Consider the following 16,665-nt stretch of genomic DNA (forward strand, 5'->3'; position numbering starts at 1 on the left):
GCGGGAATTCCGTTCCCGGGGCGCGCGTTGCGGGTATCGGGACTTCTGCGGGACGAACTGCACGCGCGGCGCGCAGTCGCGGACGGATGGATTCGACACGCGTGACGGAGCACCCGATCTCCTTCGAGCGCCCCCAGGCGGGCAACGACCCCACGGACCCCCGCGGGGCGCTGTTGCACACCCCGGCGCCACCGCGCGCCCCCGACGCCGCGCTGCCGGCCCAGGGTCCCGGCGGGGACACTCCACCGTCCATGCCGCCCGTGGCCGCCGCCGCGGTGGGCGGGGACCCCGTCGACGTGTCCGAGCACGCCCAGCCGGGCACCGAGCAGCCGGCCGGACCCGACGCGCACCGCCCGCGGCCGGTACCGGTGCCGGAGGGCGTCCCGGCCCCGCCCGGCGGAGTCCCGGCCGAGCCGGCCGGGTCCGAGCGGCGCAGCGGGCAGCCGCTGCCGCCGGGACAGCCCACGCCGATGCGGCGGGACGGGGACCGGCTGCGCTTCGTGGGCGCCGCCACCCGGCGGATCGCCCGGGGCATGGACCTGGACGAGATCGTGATGGGGCTGTGCCGGGCGACCGTGCCCACGTTCGCCGACGCGATCCTGGTCTATCTGCGCGAGCCGCTGCCGGTCGGCGACGAGCGGCCCACCGGTCCGCTGGTGCTGCGGCTGCGCCGCACCGACCGCATCCCCGCCGAGCGGGACACCGAGGGCGGGTTCATGCCGCCGGTCCAGCCCGAACCGGCCGACCTGGACGCGGTCGGCGCGGAGCTGTGCGAGGTGCGGCCGGGCAGCGCGCTGGCCGAGGTGCTGCGCGGGGTGCGGCCGGTCTTCACGGACGCGCCCGCGGCCCGCGCCGCCCTGCCCGAACTCCTCGGCGACCTCAGCGACCTCCCGCTGCCCGACGGACGGCGTGCCGTCCTGGCGCCGCTGCGCGGCCGGCGCCGGGTGATCGGCGCCGCGCTGTTCCTGCGCCGTCCGGAGCGGGCCGCCTTCGAGGCCGACGACCTGCTGGTGGCCGCGCAGCTCGCCACGCACAGCGCGCTGGGCATCGACAAGGCGGTGCTGTACGGCCGCGAGGCGTACATCGCCGACGAGTTGCAGCGCACGATGCTGCCGGAGAACCTGCCGCGCTGCACCGGCGTCAAGCTGGCCTCCCGCTACCTCCCGGCCGCCGAGACGGCCCGGGTAGGCGGCGACTGGTACGACGCGATCCCGCTGCCCGGCAGCCGGGTCGCGCTGGTCGTCGGGGACGTGATGGGCCACTCCATGACGTCGGCGGCCATCATGGGCCAGCTGCGCACCACCGCGCAGACCCTCGCCGGGCTCGACCTGCCGCCGCAGGAGGTGCTGCACCACCTCGACGAGCAGGCCCAGCGGCTGGGCACGGACCGCATGGCGACCTGCCTGTACGCGGTCTACGACCCGGTCTCGCACCGCATCACCATCGCCAACGCCGGCCATCCCCCGCCCGTCCTGCTGCACCTGGGCGGCCGGGCCGAGGTGCTGCGGGTGCCGCCGGGCGCCCCGATCGGCGTCGGCGGCGTCGACTTCGAGGCCGTCGAGCTGGACGCGCCGGCCGGCGCGACGCTGCTGCTCTACACGGACGGGCTGGTCGAGTCCCGCCTGCGGGACGTGTGGACCGGCATAGAGCAGCTGCGGGAGAAGCTCGCCGCGACCGCCCAGCTGACCGGCCCGGACCACTCGCCGCCCCTGGAAGCCCTGTGCGACGAGGTGCTGGACATGCTCGGGCCGGGCGACCGGGACGACGACATCGCGCTGCTCGCCGCCCGCTTCGACGGGATCGCGCCGAGCGACGTGGCGTACTGGTACCTGGAGCCGGAGGACGCGGCGCCCGGCCGGGCCCGCCGGCTGGCCCGGCACGCGCTGGCCCGCTGGGGCCTGGAGGAGCTGACCGACTCCGTCGAGCTGCTGGTCAGCGAGGTCGTCACCAACGCGGTGCGGTACGCCTCCCGCCCGGTAACCCTGCGGCTGCTGCGGACCGACGTGCTGCGCTGCGAGGTCGGCGACGACGTGCCGCAGCTGCCGCGCCTCCGGCAGGCCCGCGCCACCGACGAGGGCGGGCGCGGGCTGTACCTGGTGAACCGGCTGGCCCGGCGCTGGGGCGCGACCCGGCTGAGCACCGGCAAGGTGGTGTGGTTCGAGCTGAACCACGGCTGAGCGTACGGAAGCGGAAAAGGGGGAGGGCGCCCGGTGTGCACCGGGCGCCCTCCCCCTTTTCCGTCCCGCGTCCGTCCGCCGGCTACCAGTCGCCGCCCGGGAAGCCGTCGTCCTCCTCGTCGGTCTCCTCGTCCGTCGGCGGAGGCGTGGTGGTCTCCTCGTCGTCCGGCGGGGGCGTCGTGGTCTCGTCGTCCGGGGGCGGCGTGGTGGTCGTCTCCTCGTCGGTGGGCGGCGCCGACGTCGTCTCCTCGTCCTTGGGCGGAGCCGAGGTCGTCTCCTCCGCGGGCGGCGACGAGGTCGTCTCGGTCGGCGGCGCCGACGTGCTGGGCGCGACCGCCGCGCCCTGCTTGGTGTCCAGGTCGAACTTGCTGGTCTTGTCCATCACGCCGAACGTGTACGCCGCCCAGATCTGGGCCGGGAACCCACCGCCGTTGACGCGGTCCTCGCCGCCCGCGCCGTACATCGCGACCTGGCCGTGGGTCTTGGCGTCCTCGCCGAACAGGCCGACCGAGGTGACCAGTTTGGGGGTGAAGCCGGTGAACCAGGCCGACTTGTTGTTGTCGGAGGTACCGGTCTTGCCGGCCACCTGCTGGCCGTCGCGCATCGGGTTGTCCCGTACGGAGGTCTTGGCCGTACCGTCGTCGACCACGCCGGTCAGCACGCTGGTCACCGTGTCGGCGGCCTCGCGGCTGATGACCTGCTCGCCGATCGGGTCGGGGAACTCCACCGCGCGGGAGTTGTGCTCGACCGACTTCACGATGGCCGGGGTGACCTTCTTGCCGTGGTTGTCGAGGGTGGCGTAGACGCCGGCCATCTGGAGCGGGCTGGCGCCCATACTGCCCAGGGTCTGGGCCGGTACGGCCTGCAGGTCGTCGTCCATGCCGAGGTCGGCGGCGACGTCCACCACCTGGTCCATGCCGACGTCGACGCCCATCTGCGCGAAGACGGAGTTGACGGACTTGTTCATGGCCGTCTGGACGGAGATGTCGCCGTAGTCGACGTCGTCCTCGTTCTCGGGCGCGAAGCCGACCTTGGTGCCGTTGGACTCGACCTGGCGCTTGCTGGTGCCGTCGTAGACCGTGTTGGCCGTGATCGGCACGCCGTCCTGGGTCTCGGCGTCCTGGTCCACGGCGGCGGCGAGGATGACCGGCTTGAAGGTGGAGGCGGGCTGGTAGTCCTTGCGGGTGGCGTTGTTGACGTAGTGCTTGAGGTAGTCCACGCCGCCGTACATCGCCACGACCGCGCCGGTCTTCGGGTCGACGGAGACGGCGCCCGCCTGGACGTCGGCGTCGACGTCACGCTCGTCGGCGTCGAGCTTGCTGGTCAGCTGCTGCTTGACGGACTTCTCCAGCGCCGCCTGCTTCTTCTTGTCGATGTTGAGGGTGACGGTCCAGCCGCCGGCCTCGACCATCGCGGCGGCCTGCTCCTTGTCCTCGGCGGTGCCGGCGGCGACGAGCTGGTCCTCCAGCGCGTCGTTGGCCGCGTCCACCAGGTAACCGTTCTGGCCCTGCATGCCCTCGACGCCCTTGGGCTCCTCGGGGACCTGGAACTTCGCGGCCTGCCGGTCGGAGGTGCTCAGCCAGTCCTGCTCGACCATCTTGTCCAGGACGTAGTTCCAGCGCTGCTTGGCCAGCTTCTTGCCGGTCTCGGTGGCGACCGCCCAGTCGTACTGGCTGGGCGCCTGGAGCAGCGCGGCGAGGTAGGCGCCCTGCTCGACCGTCAGCTCTTCGGCGTCGACGCGGTAGTAGGCCTGGGCGGCGGCCTGGATGCCGTAGGCGCCGCGGCCGTAGTAGCTGGTGTTCAGGTAGCCGGCGAGGATGTAGTCCTTGGACTTCTGCTGGTCCAGCTTGAGGGAGATGACCAGTTCCTTCAGCTTGCGCGTGACGGTCTGGTCCTGGGTGAGGTAGTAGTTCTTGACGTACTGCTGGGTGATGGTCGAGCCGCCCTGCGCGCCCTTGCCGGAGAGGGTGTTGAGCAGGCCGCGGGCGGTGCCCCTGAGGTCGACGCCGGAGTCGTCGTAGAAGGTCTTGTTCTCGGCGGCGACGAAGGCGTGCTGGACGTCCTTGGGCACCTTGGAGAGGTCGACGATCTCACGGTTGCGCTCGCCGCTGCGGGTCATGACCGTGCCGTCGCTGTATTTGTAGACGTTGCTCTGCAGCGTCGCGTCGGCGTTGCCCTCGGGTATCTGGATCATCATGTACAGCACGACGAAGGCGCCCATGCCGAGCAGGCAGAGCCCGAGGAAGGTCCCGAGGACCTTCTTCCAGGTGAAGAGCCGGCGTATCCGTCCCTTGCCGTTCGCGGCCGGTGGACGGCGGCGCTTGGGCGCCGCGCGGCGTCCGCCACGCTGCCGCGCTCTTCTCTCTTCCGCTCGTCCCATGGGCCCGTTCCGCTCCGCTTCGTTCGTGTGTGCTCACAAGACACACAGGTTCCGTCAGCAGGTCAGCGTAAGAAGCTAGCACCGCCAGGTGTGACAAAGAGTCGCCGATCCAGCCTTTTGGGGACGTGAGAATCAGCACCCCTGCCCTTTGGAACCGACGTACGGGAGGGCCCGAGGGTTGCCATGGCGGGGCGGAATAAACAGGTATGTCACCTATGCCGCCGGCGGCGCGTCCGAGATGCCGAACCCCTGCCGCCGCACCCCCGGCCCCCGCCCGGCCCCCTCCCCGAGCGGCGGCGCGCCGGGCCCTGCGAGCGGTGACAGAACCGTGACAACACCCCGCGACCTGCGACGCGGCGCCCGCCCTCACCAACTGCACACAGTGCGTATACACGGCAGGTATACACCGTGTGTAGAGTGCGCGGCATGTCCATCGGTCACACTCTGCTCGGTCTCCTGGAGTCCGGGCCCCGCCACGGTTACGACCTGAAGCGGGCCTTCGACGAGAAGTTCGGTCAGGACCGGCCGCTCCACTACGGCCAGGTCTATTCGACGATGTCCCGCCTGCTGAAGAACGGCCTCGTGGAGGTCGACGGCATCGAGGCCGGCGGCGGCCCGGAGCGCAAGCGGTACGCGATCACCGACGCCGGCATCACCGACGTCGAACGGTGGCTGGCGACGCCGGAGAAGCCGGAGCCCTACCTCCAGTCGACGCTGTACACCAAGGTCGTCCTCGCCCTGCTCACGCACCGCGACGCCGCCGACATCCTCGACGAGCAGCGCGCCGAGCACCTGCGCCACATGCGCGTCCTCACCGACCGCAAGCGCAAGGGCGACCTCGCCGACCAGCTCATCTGCGACCACGCCCTGTTCCACCTGGAAGCCGACCTGCGGTGGCTGGAGCTCACCGCGGCGCGCCTCGACAAGCTCCGTGCGGCGGTGACCCCGTGACGACCCCTCCCCCCGGTTCCCTGCTCACCGCACGGGACCTGCGCAAGGCCTACGGCCCGACCCTCGCCCTCGACGGCGCCGGGTTCTCCATCCACCCCGGCGAGGTCGTCGCCGTGATGGGGCCCTCCGGCTCCGGCAAGTCCACGCTGCTGCACTGCCTGGCCGGCATCGTCCCGCCCGACTCCGGCACGATCACCTACAACGGGCGCGAACTGTCCGCCATGAACGACGCCCAGCGCAGCCACCTGCGGCGCACCGAGTTCGGGTTCGTGTTCCAGTTCGGCCAGCTCGTGCCGGAGCTGACCTGTGTGGAGAACGTGGCCCTGCCGCTGCGGCTGAACGGCACGTCCCGCAAGGAGGCCGAGCGGACCGCGCTCGGCTGGATGGAACGCCTGGAGGTCGACGACCTCGCCAGGAAGCGGCCCGGCGAGGTCTCCGGCGGGCAGGGCCAGCGGGTCGCCGTGGCGCGGTCGCTGGTCACCGGCCCGCGCGTGCTCTTCGCCGACGAACCCACCGGCGCCCTGGACTCCCTCAACGGCGAGCGCGTCATGGAGCTGCTCACCGAGGCCGCCCGGTCCACCAACGCCGCCGTCGTGCTGGTCACGCACGAGGCGCGGGTGGCCGCCTGGTCGGACCGCGAGGTCGTCGTACGGGACGGGAAGTCCCGGGACATGGAGCGGGTCGTATGAACGTCCGGCAGTGGGGCCGCGACCTGGCCCTGGGCGTCCGGTTCACCCTGACCGGCGGGCGCGAGGGGTGGACCCGGGCGCTGCTGACGGCCGTCGGCGTGGGGCTCGGCGTGGCACTGCTGCTGCTGACGACGGCCATCCCGAGCGCGCTCTCCGCCCGGCACGACCGGGAGGACGCCCGTACGGACATCTCGTGGATGGTGACCACCGTCCCCCCGAAGGGGAACGACACCCTGCTGGTCGCGGACCTCGACACGGAGTTCCGGGACCAGGAGATCCGGGGCCGCGGGATGGAGCCCGAGGGGCCCGACGCGCCGGTACCGCCCGGGATGGACGCCGTGCCGGCCGAGGGCGAGATGCTCGTCTCCCCCGCGCTGAAGGAGCTGCTGGAGTCGGACTCCGGGAAGCTGCTGCGCGAGCGGTTCCCGGACCGGATCACCGGCACCATCGCGGAGGAGGGCCTGGTCGGCTCCCAGGAGCTCACCTTCGTCCGGGGCGCCGAGGGACTCGCCGCGCACCTCGGCGACTCCCACGTCACCAGGATCGACCACTTCGGCCCCATCGACGGCACGTCGTCGGACGAGCTGGACCCCGTACTGCTGCTGCTGATCCTCGTGGTGTTCGTGGTGCTGCTGATGCCGGTCGCCGTGTTCATCGCCACGGCCGTGCGGTTCGGCGGCGAGCGGCGCGACCGACGGCTGGCGGCGCTGCGGCTGGTCGGCTCCGACGCCCTGATGACCCGGCGGATCGCCGCCGGCGAGGCACTGGCGGGCTCGGTGCTCGGACTGGTCTTCGGCACGGTGTTCTTCCTGATCGGCCGGCAGCTAGCGGGCCGGGCCGTGGTGTTCGACGTCAGCGTCTTCCCGAGCTATCTGAACCCCTCGCCCTGGCTGGCCCTGCTGGTGGGGGTGGCCGTCCCGGCGGCGGCGGTGCTGGTGACGCTGTTCGCGCTGCGCGGGGTGGTCATCGAGCCGCTCGGCGTGGTCCGCACGGCCCGGCCCGCGCGGCGCCGGCTGTGGTGGCGGCTGCTGATGCCGCTGGCCGGTCTGGCGATGCTCTACCCGATGATCGGCCAGGGCCGCGACAACGGCACCTTCAACCAGTACCTGGTGGTCGGCGGCGTCGTCCTGCTGCTGGTCGGCGTGACGGCGCTGCTGCCGTGGATCGTGGAGCGGTTCGTCGCCCGGCTCGGCACGGGCGGTGTCTCCTGGCAGCTGGCGGTCCGGCGCCTCCAGCTGAACAGCGGCACCGCGGCCCGCATGGTCAACGGCGTGGCGGTGGCCGTCGCCGGGGCGATCGCCCTGCAGATGCTGTTCGCGGGGGTGGACGACGACTACACCAGGAGCACCGGGCAGGACGTCACGCGGGCGCAGATGCAGGTGAGCCTGTCGGGCAGCGCGCAGTCCTCCTCGGCCGCGGAGTTCGCGTCCACCAAGGGCGTCGAGAACGTCTACGCCTACTCCGAGGGCTCCATCGGCGACCGCCCGATGAACCCGGAGGACTCGGAGCAGGTGACGGTCGGGGACTGCACGGCGCTGCGGCAGATCGTCCGGCTGGACTCCTGCGCGGACGGCGACGTCTTCGCCGTCCTCGACCCCTCGTACGACTCGGCCATCGACACGCTGGCCGAGCCGGGGCGGCGGCTATACTTCGAACCGTCGTACGACGACGTCCCGGGCGCGCGGGTCGAGTGGACGGTGCCGGAGGGCGTCAAGGAGGCCGGCGAACGCGTCGGCCTGATCGACAACACGACGACCGGGTTCCTGTTCACCCCCAAAGCCCTCGACGACAAGGTCCTGTCGAGTCTGCGCACGGAGGTCTACCTGGGGCTCGACCGGTCGGTGCCGGACGTCCAGGAGCGGGTGCGCAACACCGCCGCGGCCGTCGATCCGCTGGCGCACGCCCAGGTCTGGTCGTCCACCACGCGGAGCGAGAGGTTCACGGCCATCCGCACCGGCCTGTTCGTCGGCGCCGCCTGTGTGCTGGCGCTGATCGGCGCGAGCCTGCTGGTGACCCAGCTGGAGCAGCTGCGCGAGCGCCGCAAGCTGCTGTCGTCCCTGGTCGCCTTCGGCACCCGGCGCCGCACCCTGGGGCTGTCGGTGCTGTGGCAGACGGCGGTCCCGATCGCGGTGGGCCTGCTGCTCTCCGCGGTGGTGGGGCTGACGCTCGGCACGGTCCTGCTGAAGATGACCGGCACCGCGGTCCGGATCGACTGGCCGAGCCTGCTGTCGATGACCGGCGTCGGCGCGGCGGTCGTCCTGGCGGTGACGCTGCTCAGCCTGCCCCCGCTGCTGCGGATGCTGCGCCCGGACGGCCTGCGCACGGAGTAGGCGGCGGCGCCCGGCGGCCGGGGCCCGGGGGCCCGCGCACGGAGCAGGCGGGACAGCCGGGTCCTGGACGTTCAGGGCCCGGGGCCGCGTACGGAGCAGGCCGGAACCGTCGGTGCCGGACCGGTCAGGGCGTCAGGGCGTCAGGGCGTCGGGTCCACGACCCGGACCGGCAGCGTGCGTACCGCCTCCCGCAGGGAGGCCGCCAGTTCCTCGTACTCCGCGGACCGCGCCGCCCCGCCGCGCATCGCCAGGGCGATCCGGCGGGTGGGCGCGGGGTCGGCGAAGTACGCGGTGAGGAGCCCGGCGGCCCGGGAGGTCTCCACCCGGACCGCGGTGCGCGGCAGCAGGGTGACGCCGAGGCCGCCGGCGACCAGTTGGACCAGCGTGGACAGGCCGGCGGCCGTGGTGGTCGCCGGCACGTCCGCGCGTCCGGCCTCCCGGCAGATGTCCAGGGCCTGGTCGCGCAGGCAGTGGCCCTCGTCGAGCAGCAGCAGGTTGAGCGAGCGCAGCGCGGAGCGCGGGATGCCCTCGCGGCCGCCGAGCCAGTGGCCGAGCGGGGTGACGAGTACGAAGTCCTCGTCGAAGAGGGGCAGTTCGACGACGCCGGGCATGCCGAGCGGGACGGCGAGCAGCAGCAGGTCGAGGCGGCCGGAGGTGAGCCCGTCCAGCAGGCTGGCGGTCTGCTCCTCGTGCACCTGGAGGTCGAGGTCCGGGTAGCGCTCGTGCGCCAGGCGCAGCACGGCCGGCAGCACGTACGGCGCGACGGTCGGGATGACGCCCAGGCGCAGCGCGCCGGTGAACGGGGCGCGCAGGGCCGTGGCCTCCTCCGTCAGCGCCCCTATTTCCTCCAGTACCGCCTTGGCCCGGACCAGAAGACGTTCACCCTCCGGAGTGAGCAGTACTCTGCGCGTCGTACGCTCGACGAGGGTGACACCGAGTGTCTCCTCCAGGGCGGAGACCGCTCCCGAGAGCGCGGGCTGACTCATGCCGATCGCCGCGGCGGCATCGCGGAAGTGCAGGTGCTCGGCGACCGCGGCGAACGCGCGGAGCTGGGCGAGGCTGGGCTGCCTGGGCTTATTACCGGCCGTACTGATAACTACCTCCGATCAACCCGACCGAGTGTAGCTATTTCCGCAATCAATGCACCCTGTGCCAGCATCGGAGCCGTCCAACCCATGGGAAACGCCTGCAAACTGGGCGTTTCCGCGCTGCAAGGAGAGCGTGTGCTCACTGTCGGTGACAAGTTCCCCGAGTTCGAACTGACCGCCTGCGTCTCGCTGGAGAAGGGCAAGGAGTTCGAGCAGATCAACCACAAGACCTACGAGGGCAAGTGGAAGGTCGTCTTCGCTTGGCCCAAGGACTTCACCTTCGTGTGCCCGACCGAGATCGCGGCCTTCGGCAAGCTGAACGAGGAGTTCGCCGACCGGGACGCCCAGATCCTCGGCTTCTCCGGTGACTCCGAGTTCGTGCACCACGCCTGGCGCAAGGACCACCCGGACCTGACCGACCTGCCGTTCCCGATGATGGCCGACTCCAAGCACGAGCTGATGCGCGCGCTCGGCATCGAGGGCGAGGACGGCTTCGCGCAGCGCGCCGTCTTCATCGTGGACCAGAACAACGAGATCCAGTTCACCATGGTGACCGCCGGCTCCGTCGGCCGTAACCCCAAGGAGGTCCTGCGGGTCCTGGACGCCCTGCAGACCGACGAGCTGTGCCCGTGCAACTGGTCCAAGGGCGACGAGACCCTGGACCCCGTCGCGCTGCTGTCGGGAGAGTGAGCTGACATGTCCCTCGACACCCTGAAGTCCGCCATACCGGACTACGCCAAGGACCTGAAGCTCAACCTGGGCTCGGTCATCGGCAACTCCGACCTCCCGGCGCAGCAGCTGTGGGGCACCGTGCTGGCGACCGCCATCGCCTCGCGCTCCCCGATCGTGCTGCGCGAGCTGGAGCCGGAGGCGAAGGCGAACCTCACGCCGGAGGCGTACACGGCCGCCAAGTCGGCCGCCGCGATCATGGCGATGAACAACGTCTTCTACCGCACCCGGCACCTGCTGTCGGACCACGAGTACGGCACCCTGCGGGCCGGGCTGCGGATGAACGTCATCGGCAACCCGGGCGTCGACAAGGTCGACTTCGAGCTGTGGTCCTTCGCGGTCTCCGCCATCAACGGCTGCGGCATGTGCCTGGACTCGCACGAGCAGGTGCTCCGCAAGGCGGGCCTGGACCGGGAGACCGTCCAGGAAGCCTTCAAGATCGCGGCCGTGATCCAGGCCGTGGGCGCCACGCTGGACGCCGAGGCGGTCCTCGCCGAGTAGTCCGGCGTACCCCGGTACGGAGTCCTGCGTACCGGGGTACGGCGACGGGCCCCGTCCACCTCCCGGTGGACGGGGCCCGTCGGCATGGCGTCAGGCGGAGGCCGGCGGCGGGCCGGCGGGCGGGGGCTTCCCGGCCGCCGGGGCGGCGTCCGTCGACGTGGCCCCGTGCGGCCTCGGCGTGCCCCGCAGCGCCGCCTCCCGGGAGTGCGCCCGCAGATAGCCCACGACGGTGTTGGTCACCGCGACCAGCGGTACGGCGACCACCGCGCCGCCGATGCCGGCCACCAGGCCGCCGGCCGACACCGACAGCACCACCGCGAGCGGATGGACGCGCACCGCCCGCCCCAGGATGAACGGCTGGAGGATGTGCCCCTCGATCTGCTGCACCGCCAGCACCACGACGAGGACCATCACGGCGGTGAACACGCCCTGCGTCACCAGTCCGACGACGACCGCCAGCGCGCCCGACACCACGGCGCCGACCAGCGGGACGAACGCGCCCAGGAAGATGAACACGGCCAGCGGCACGGCCATCGGCACGTCGAGGAAGTAGATGCCGAGACCGATGAAGACCGCGTCGATCAGGGCCACTATCACCGTGCCGCGCACATACGCGGTCAGCGTCCGCCAGGCCCGCGGACCGGCGCCGGCCACGCCGGGCCGGGCGGCGGCCGGGACCAGCTTCAGCGACCACTCCCAGATCCGCCGGCCGTCGTAGAGCAGGAACAGGGTCGAGAAGACGGCCAGCAGGATGCCGGTCAGCGCCTCGACGACGACCGTCACGCCCTCCAGGCCCGCGGAGGTGATCTGGTCGGTGTTGGCGCCGACGGCGTCCCGCAGGTTCTCGGCGATCTCGTTGATCTGCTTGTCGGTGACGTGGAAAGGGCTGTCGAGCAGCCAGCGGCGCAGCTCGTCGATGCCGTCCTGGACCTGGCCGGAGAGGCTGTCGATGTTCTCCATGACCTGCCAGGTGACGAACCAGCCGATCAGGCCCATCACCACGAACCCGCCGATCGCGGTGAGCGCCGTGGCCACTCCGCGCGGCACCCCGCGCCGCCGCAGCCGCCCCACCGTCGGCTGGAGCAGCGCCGTGATCAGCAGCGCGGCCACGAAGGCCAGCACGACCAGCTGGACGGCGCTGATGATCCGCATCAGCACCCACAGGGTGCCCGCGAGGACCAGCAGCCGCCAGCCCGCCTCGGCCGCGACCCGCACGCCCCACGGCACGGCCTGGGCGGGATCGGGCCGGGCGGCGACGGCGGGCGGGTGGTCCGGCGGCGGCGGTACGTGGTCGTGCGGCCGCTGCGCGTACGCCTGCTGCTCGTCGGACTGCCGGCCGTAGGACCGCTGGTCGTACGGCTGCTGGTCGTACGGCCGCTGGTCGTACGGCTGTGTCCCCGCGGCGTCGGCGGCGGCGTCCTCCCGCTCCGCCTCCGCGCGGCGCTGGTCCAGCGTCCGGCTCACCCGGGTCAGCCCGGCGCCGAGCCGGCCGATCCACCCTGGCACTCGCGACATGATCCGTCCTCTTCCCCCGTCTCTCCCCACCACTCCCCCCTGGAGTCGTCGCTCCGACCGTACAGGGCGCGCATGCGAAAGCCCCTCACCGTAGGACGGCGAGGGGCTGCGCGGGGTTGAGCGGCGGCACGGGGCCGCGGGCGGCTCAGTACCAGTGGTTGGCCTGCCAGAAGGTCCAGGCGTCGCACGGGCTGCCGTAGCGGTCGTTCATGTAGTTCAGGCCCCACTTGATCTGCGTGGCCGGGTTGGTCTGCCAGTCGGAGCCGACCGAGGAGTACTTGGAGGCGGGCAGGGCCTGGAAGAGACCGTAGGCGCCGGAGGAGGCGTTGACCGCCTGGTAGTTCCAGCTCGACTCGTGGTCGACGATGTTGCTGAAGCACTGGAACTGCGCGCTCGGCACCATCTGACGCGCCATCGACTGGATCTGGGCGACGGTGTAGGAACTCTGGACGGAGAAGTCGGAGGCGTCGCGGGTGGCGTCGCGGCTGGCCTGCTCGTCGGCGTCCTCGCGCTCCTTCGCGTCCTGCGCGGCCTTCTTGGCCGCCGCGTCGGCCTGCTTCTTCTTGGCGACCGCGGTCTGGGCGGCGGCCTTGCGTGCCGCCTCCTCCGCCTGCTTCCTGGCGCCCGCATCGGCGGCGATCGCCTGCGCGTCGGCCTGCTGCGTCAGCGACGCGGTCTGGACCTGGGCCTGCTGCCCCACGGGGATGTCCGCGAGGAGCGTCGTGCCACTGGCCGTCGCCTCGGCGTCGTTGTTGCCCTGCATGGTGCTGCCCGAGGCAACACCGACGACGCTTCCGACAGCGGTGACCGCCGTGGCCGAGGCCACTGCGAATCCCCGGACCGAGATCCGGCTCACACGGTTTCCTTCCAGCATCGCCCGCTTCGGTGACCCTCGCGGACGCGATCGTGCCCCTGACGCTGGCCTCCCCAACTTCGGGGTCACGGGAGGCGCGGGCCCGGTGGGCAACTCCCGGTGGGGGAGCGCCGCGTGGTGCTCGGGCGGCATACGACGTGGCTATGGAGTTGACCTGGTACTGCTGTGATTGCGTACCGCTGGGGGTACACGTGTGTCGTATGCGGGGCCTGACAGGAACGAGACTCTGCCGTAACCGGACGGCGTGAGGCAATCTTGAGTTGCGTGTGAAAGCTCACACCTCGTTTGTCGCCGGGGAATTACGGAAACTCCCGCACGCGAAGGCGCCGCCCGGCTAGGCTCTTGGCCTTTTCCGGACGGCGCCTCTACGCGGGTGTCAAATGCGGCCGTCCTCCAGCATTTCGGTGACGAGCGCCGCGATCTGTGACCTTTCGGACCGGGTCAGCGTGACGTGCGCGAAGAGCGGATGCCCCTTCAGCTTCTCCACCACGGCGACGACACCGTCGTACCGCCCGACGCGGAGGTTGTCCCGCTGTGCCACGTCATGGGTGAGAACGACCCGTGAGTCGGCGCCGATCCGGGACAGCACGGTCAGCAGGACGTTGCGCTCCAGGGACTGGGCCTCGTCCACGATGACGAACGCGTCGTGCAGCGACCGGCCGCGGATGTGGGTGAGCGGCAGCACCTCCAGCATGCCGCGCGCGGTGACCTCCTCGATGACCTCGCGGCTGGTGACCGCCGAGAGGGTGTCGAAGACCGCCTGCGCCCAGGGGCTCATCTTCTCGGCCTCGGTGCCGGGCAGGTAGCCCAGCTCCTGCCCGCCCACCGCGTACAGCGGCCGGAAGACCATCACCTTCTGGTGCTGCCGGCGCTCGAGGACCGCTTCCAGGCCCGCGCACAGTGCCAGCGCCGACTTGCCGGTGCCGGCCCGGCCGCCCATCGACACGATCCCGATGTCCGGGTCGAGCAGCAGGTCGAGCGCGATCCGCTGCTCGGCGCTGCGGCCCTTGATGCCGAACGCCTCCCGGTCGCCGCGCACCAGGCGGACGTTCCCCTCCGGGGTGACCCGGCCGAGTGCCTTGCCCCGCTCCGACTGGATGGTCAGCCCGGTGTGCACGGGCAGGCCGGCGGCCTCGGGCACGTGGAGGTGCCCCTCCTCGAAGAGGACGTCCACCTGCTCGCCGGGCAGCGTCAGCTCGGCCATCCCGGTCCAGCCGGAGTCCGTGATGGCCAGTTCGGCCCGGTACTCCTCGGCCAGCAGCCCCACGGAGGACGCCTTGATCCGCAGCGGGAGGTCCTTCGACACGACGGTGACGTCGAACCCCTCGGCCTGGAGGTTCCGGGCGACCGCGAGGATGCGGGAGTCGTTGTCCCCCAGGCGGTACCCGCTGGGCAGCACGCTGGGGTCCGAGTGGTTCAGCTCGACCCGCAGGGTCCCGCCCAGCTCCCCGATCGGGATCGGGGCGTCCAGGCGGCCGTGCCGCACCCGGCAGTCGTCGAGCAGCCGCAGGGCCTGCCGGGCGAAGTAGCCGAGTTCGGGATGGTTCCGTTTGGCCTCCAGTTCCGTGACCACGACGATCGGAAGCACGACCTCGTGCTCGTCGAAGCGGCTGAGAGCGTTCGGATCGGCCAGCAGGACACTGGTGTCGAGAACGTAGGTGCGCCGGTCTGGCTTGGGGCGCTTTGCGCTGGTCACCACGGAAGGACGTACCCCCTCGGGAGAGGTCGGGGAGCGACGGAGTGGGGCTGGACCGGTCGTCGGCCGCGATGCACACACCGCACGGGCCGGGGACCGGCCCTCCACTGCTTCTCCCGTGCCGAGACCGCACGGTCGGGCTGGTGCAAAGGGCCTCCCGGGCGGGACGGCCCCGTGCCGCCCGCTGAGAACCGACACCCGTGGTTCGGGTGTCGACCTGGTTGCTTTATGCCCTGTCTGAAGCGCGGCCATGCCCCGGCATATGACGGCGCGCTGATGAACTGTTCGTTACACGTGACCCGCCGGCACCCCCGCGGGTCCGCCGGGACGGGGCGGCGCGCGCACGGCCCGGTCCGGCCGCGCGTCGGCCCTCCACCGGCGACGCGTCGGTCACGCGTCGGCCACGCGTCGGCCGCACAGAAAAACGGGCCGGTCCGTGGGGGGGGGATACGGACCGGCCCGAGGGGGGGTTTCCACCATAACCCTTCGTAAGGGCTACTGGGTGCATCGGCGCGAAACAACTACTCTCCGAATTCGCCCGGCGACGCCGCGCTGGCCGGCGGGCTCCCGATTCACGCCGTGATCATGGCCGGAACACAGCGGAATCCCATGGAAGGCGTGTGGCATGAGAGGCGTTCCACAGGGCCCGGCGCACACCCCGGCCCCTCCCGGTGAAGCGCCCCCGGCTCCCCCGCCGGGTGGCGTCACCGGCGAACGCGCACGTGGCCCGGCACCGCGCAGCCCCCTCCGCTGCACGGTGCCACTCACGCGGCTTTGCTCACGCGAATCAACTTGGTCCGAACTTACGCGACATGGCGGGGCTCGATCGAGTCGCTGGACGCCGCGCGGGATAACGATGTGGAAACCCCGTGGAGATCCGCGGAGATCCGTGGTGGAGTTATCGGTCATAGGTGCAGCAAATGGTGCAAACGTGATTAGCGGCGTCGTCGGGCCTCGCGTGCGTCCGCGTGCCGGGCCACGACGAGGTGCCGGGAGCTGTGGGCCACGAAGGGCCGCCCCTCGGTCTCGATCCGCTCGTGCAGGGCGCGCAGCCGGGGCCCGTACGCCTCGACGGTGAACCCCGGGACCATCCACACGACCTTGCGCAGGAAGTGGACGACGGCCCCGATGTCGTGGAACTCCATCCGCAGCCGCTCCGCCCGCAGCTCGGTGACCTCCAGCCCGGCGGCCTCGGCGGCGGCCCGCTCGTCCTCGGGGTGACGGTCGCGACGGCTCGCCTCGGGGCGGGGCCCGAGGAAGTACTCGACGAGTTCGAAGGCGCTGGCGGGGCCCACGTGCTGGGCGAAGTAGGTGCCGCCGGGGCTCAGTACCCGGGCGATCTCCGTCCACCGCGGCCTGACGGGGTGCCGGCTGACGACCAGGTCGAAGGCACCGTCCGCGAACGGCAGCGGCGCGTCCTCCGGTGCGGCGACGACCGCGACGCCGTGCGGGCGGAGCAGGGCGGTGGCCTTGGCCGCGTTCGGCGGCCAGCCCTCGGTGGCGACGGTGAGCCGGGGCGGCCGCCGGGCAGCGCCGAGCGCGAAGTCCAGTACTTCGCCGCCGCCGGTCTGGATGTCCAGCACGGCGTCGGCGCCGGCCAGGCGTCCGGCCAGCGAGCGGGCGTATCCCCAGGAGGGCCGTTCCTCGGTGGCCCGGCCCTCGAACCAGGAGAAGTCCCAGCCCTCGGTGGGGGCGGCGACGGCCTCGGCGACCAGCTCCTCGTACGTGCGCATGG

The 16,665-nt window shown here is 71.9% G+C and carries 12 protein-coding genes; 6 read left to right on the plus strand and 6 right to left on the minus strand.

The window, feature by feature from the left end; genetic code table 11:
- Positions 1–86 precede the first annotated feature (86 nt).
- Entirely contained in the window at positions 87–2,177 is a 2,091-nt protein-coding gene (locus ACIQR3_RS01515; RefSeq protein WP_403532685.1) for a SpoIIE family protein phosphatase, read from the plus strand.
- 82 nt (positions 2,178–2,259) lie between these two features.
- Here the strand turns inward: ACIQR3_RS01515 and ACIQR3_RS01520 are convergent, their stop codons facing one another.
- The gene (locus tag ACIQR3_RS01520; RefSeq protein WP_403532686.1) at positions 2,260–4,557 is read right to left on the minus strand and encodes a transglycosylase domain-containing protein; all 2,298 of its coding nucleotides are present in this window, start codon (positions 4,555–4,557) and stop codon (positions 2,260–2,262) included.
- A gap of 426 nt (positions 4,558–4,983) precedes the next feature.
- On the opposite strand from ACIQR3_RS01520, the gene ACIQR3_RS01525 reads away from it, so the two are divergent.
- From ACIQR3_RS01525 to ACIQR3_RS01535, 3 genes are read left to right on the plus strand one after another with little or no spacing between them, the layout of a single operon-like run.
- Positions 4,984–5,508, plus strand: a complete 525-nt coding sequence (locus ACIQR3_RS01525; RefSeq protein ID WP_403532688.1) for a PadR family transcriptional regulator — start codon at positions 4,984–4,986, stop codon at positions 5,506–5,508.
- Positions 5,505–6,197, plus strand: coding sequence for an ABC transporter ATP-binding protein (locus tag ACIQR3_RS01530; protein WP_403532689.1), 693 nt, complete (start codon positions 5,505–5,507; stop codon positions 6,195–6,197). The genes ACIQR3_RS01525 and ACIQR3_RS01530 overlap by 4 nt, the downstream gene beginning before the upstream one ends.
- The gene (locus tag ACIQR3_RS01535; protein WP_403532691.1) at positions 6,194–8,527 is read left to right on the plus strand and encodes an ABC transporter permease; all 2,334 of its coding nucleotides are present in this window, start codon (positions 6,194–6,196) and stop codon (positions 8,525–8,527) included. Before ACIQR3_RS01530 ends, ACIQR3_RS01535 begins: the two co-directional genes overlap by 4 nt.
- A 140-nt stretch (positions 8,528–8,667) precedes the next feature.
- Here ACIQR3_RS01535 and ACIQR3_RS01540 read toward each other — a convergent pair whose 3' ends face one another.
- Positions 8,668–9,621: a LysR substrate-binding domain-containing protein gene (locus tag ACIQR3_RS01540; protein ID WP_403533938.1), complete on the minus strand. Its 954-nt coding sequence runs from the start codon at positions 9,619–9,621 to the stop codon at positions 8,668–8,670.
- A 129-nt stretch (positions 9,622–9,750) separates the two neighbouring features.
- Here ACIQR3_RS01540 and ACIQR3_RS01545 point away from each other — a divergent pair, with 129 nt between their 5' ends.
- Entirely contained in the window at positions 9,751–10,305 is a 555-nt protein-coding gene (locus tag ACIQR3_RS01545; protein ID WP_215164668.1) for a peroxiredoxin, read from the plus strand.
- Between the two features lie 6 nt (positions 10,306–10,311).
- Entirely contained in the window at positions 10,312–10,845 is a 534-nt protein-coding gene (locus ACIQR3_RS01550; protein WP_403532693.1) for an alkyl hydroperoxide reductase, read from the plus strand.
- A gap of 90 nt (positions 10,846–10,935) precedes the next feature.
- Here ACIQR3_RS01550 and ACIQR3_RS01555 read toward each other — a convergent pair whose 3' ends face one another.
- The 4 genes from ACIQR3_RS01555 to ACIQR3_RS01570 form a co-directional block, all read right to left on the minus strand.
- The gene (locus tag ACIQR3_RS01555; RefSeq protein WP_403532695.1) at positions 10,936–12,360 is read right to left on the minus strand and encodes an AI-2E family transporter; all 1,425 of its coding nucleotides are present in this window, start codon (positions 12,358–12,360) and stop codon (positions 10,936–10,938) included.
- A gap of 145 nt (positions 12,361–12,505) precedes the next feature.
- Entirely contained in the window at positions 12,506–13,216 is a 711-nt protein-coding gene (locus tag ACIQR3_RS01560) for a transglycosylase SLT domain-containing protein (protein ID WP_403532697.1), read from the minus strand.
- Positions 13,217–13,610: 394 nt separating this feature from the next.
- Positions 13,611–14,933, minus strand: coding sequence for a PhoH family protein (locus ACIQR3_RS01565; protein WP_403532699.1), 1,323 nt, complete (start codon positions 14,931–14,933; stop codon positions 13,611–13,613).
- Between the two features lie 932 nt (positions 14,934–15,865).
- Complete coding sequence (locus ACIQR3_RS01570; RefSeq protein ID WP_403532701.1) at positions 15,866–16,663, minus strand: class I SAM-dependent methyltransferase; 798 nt, start codon at positions 16,661–16,663, stop codon at positions 15,866–15,868.
- Between the last annotated feature and the right edge of the window lie 2 nt (positions 16,664–16,665).

This window comes from Streptomyces sp. NPDC090994, from assembly GCF_044768905.1.
GTDB lineage: Bacteria > Actinomycetota > Actinomycetes > Streptomycetales > Streptomycetaceae > Streptomyces.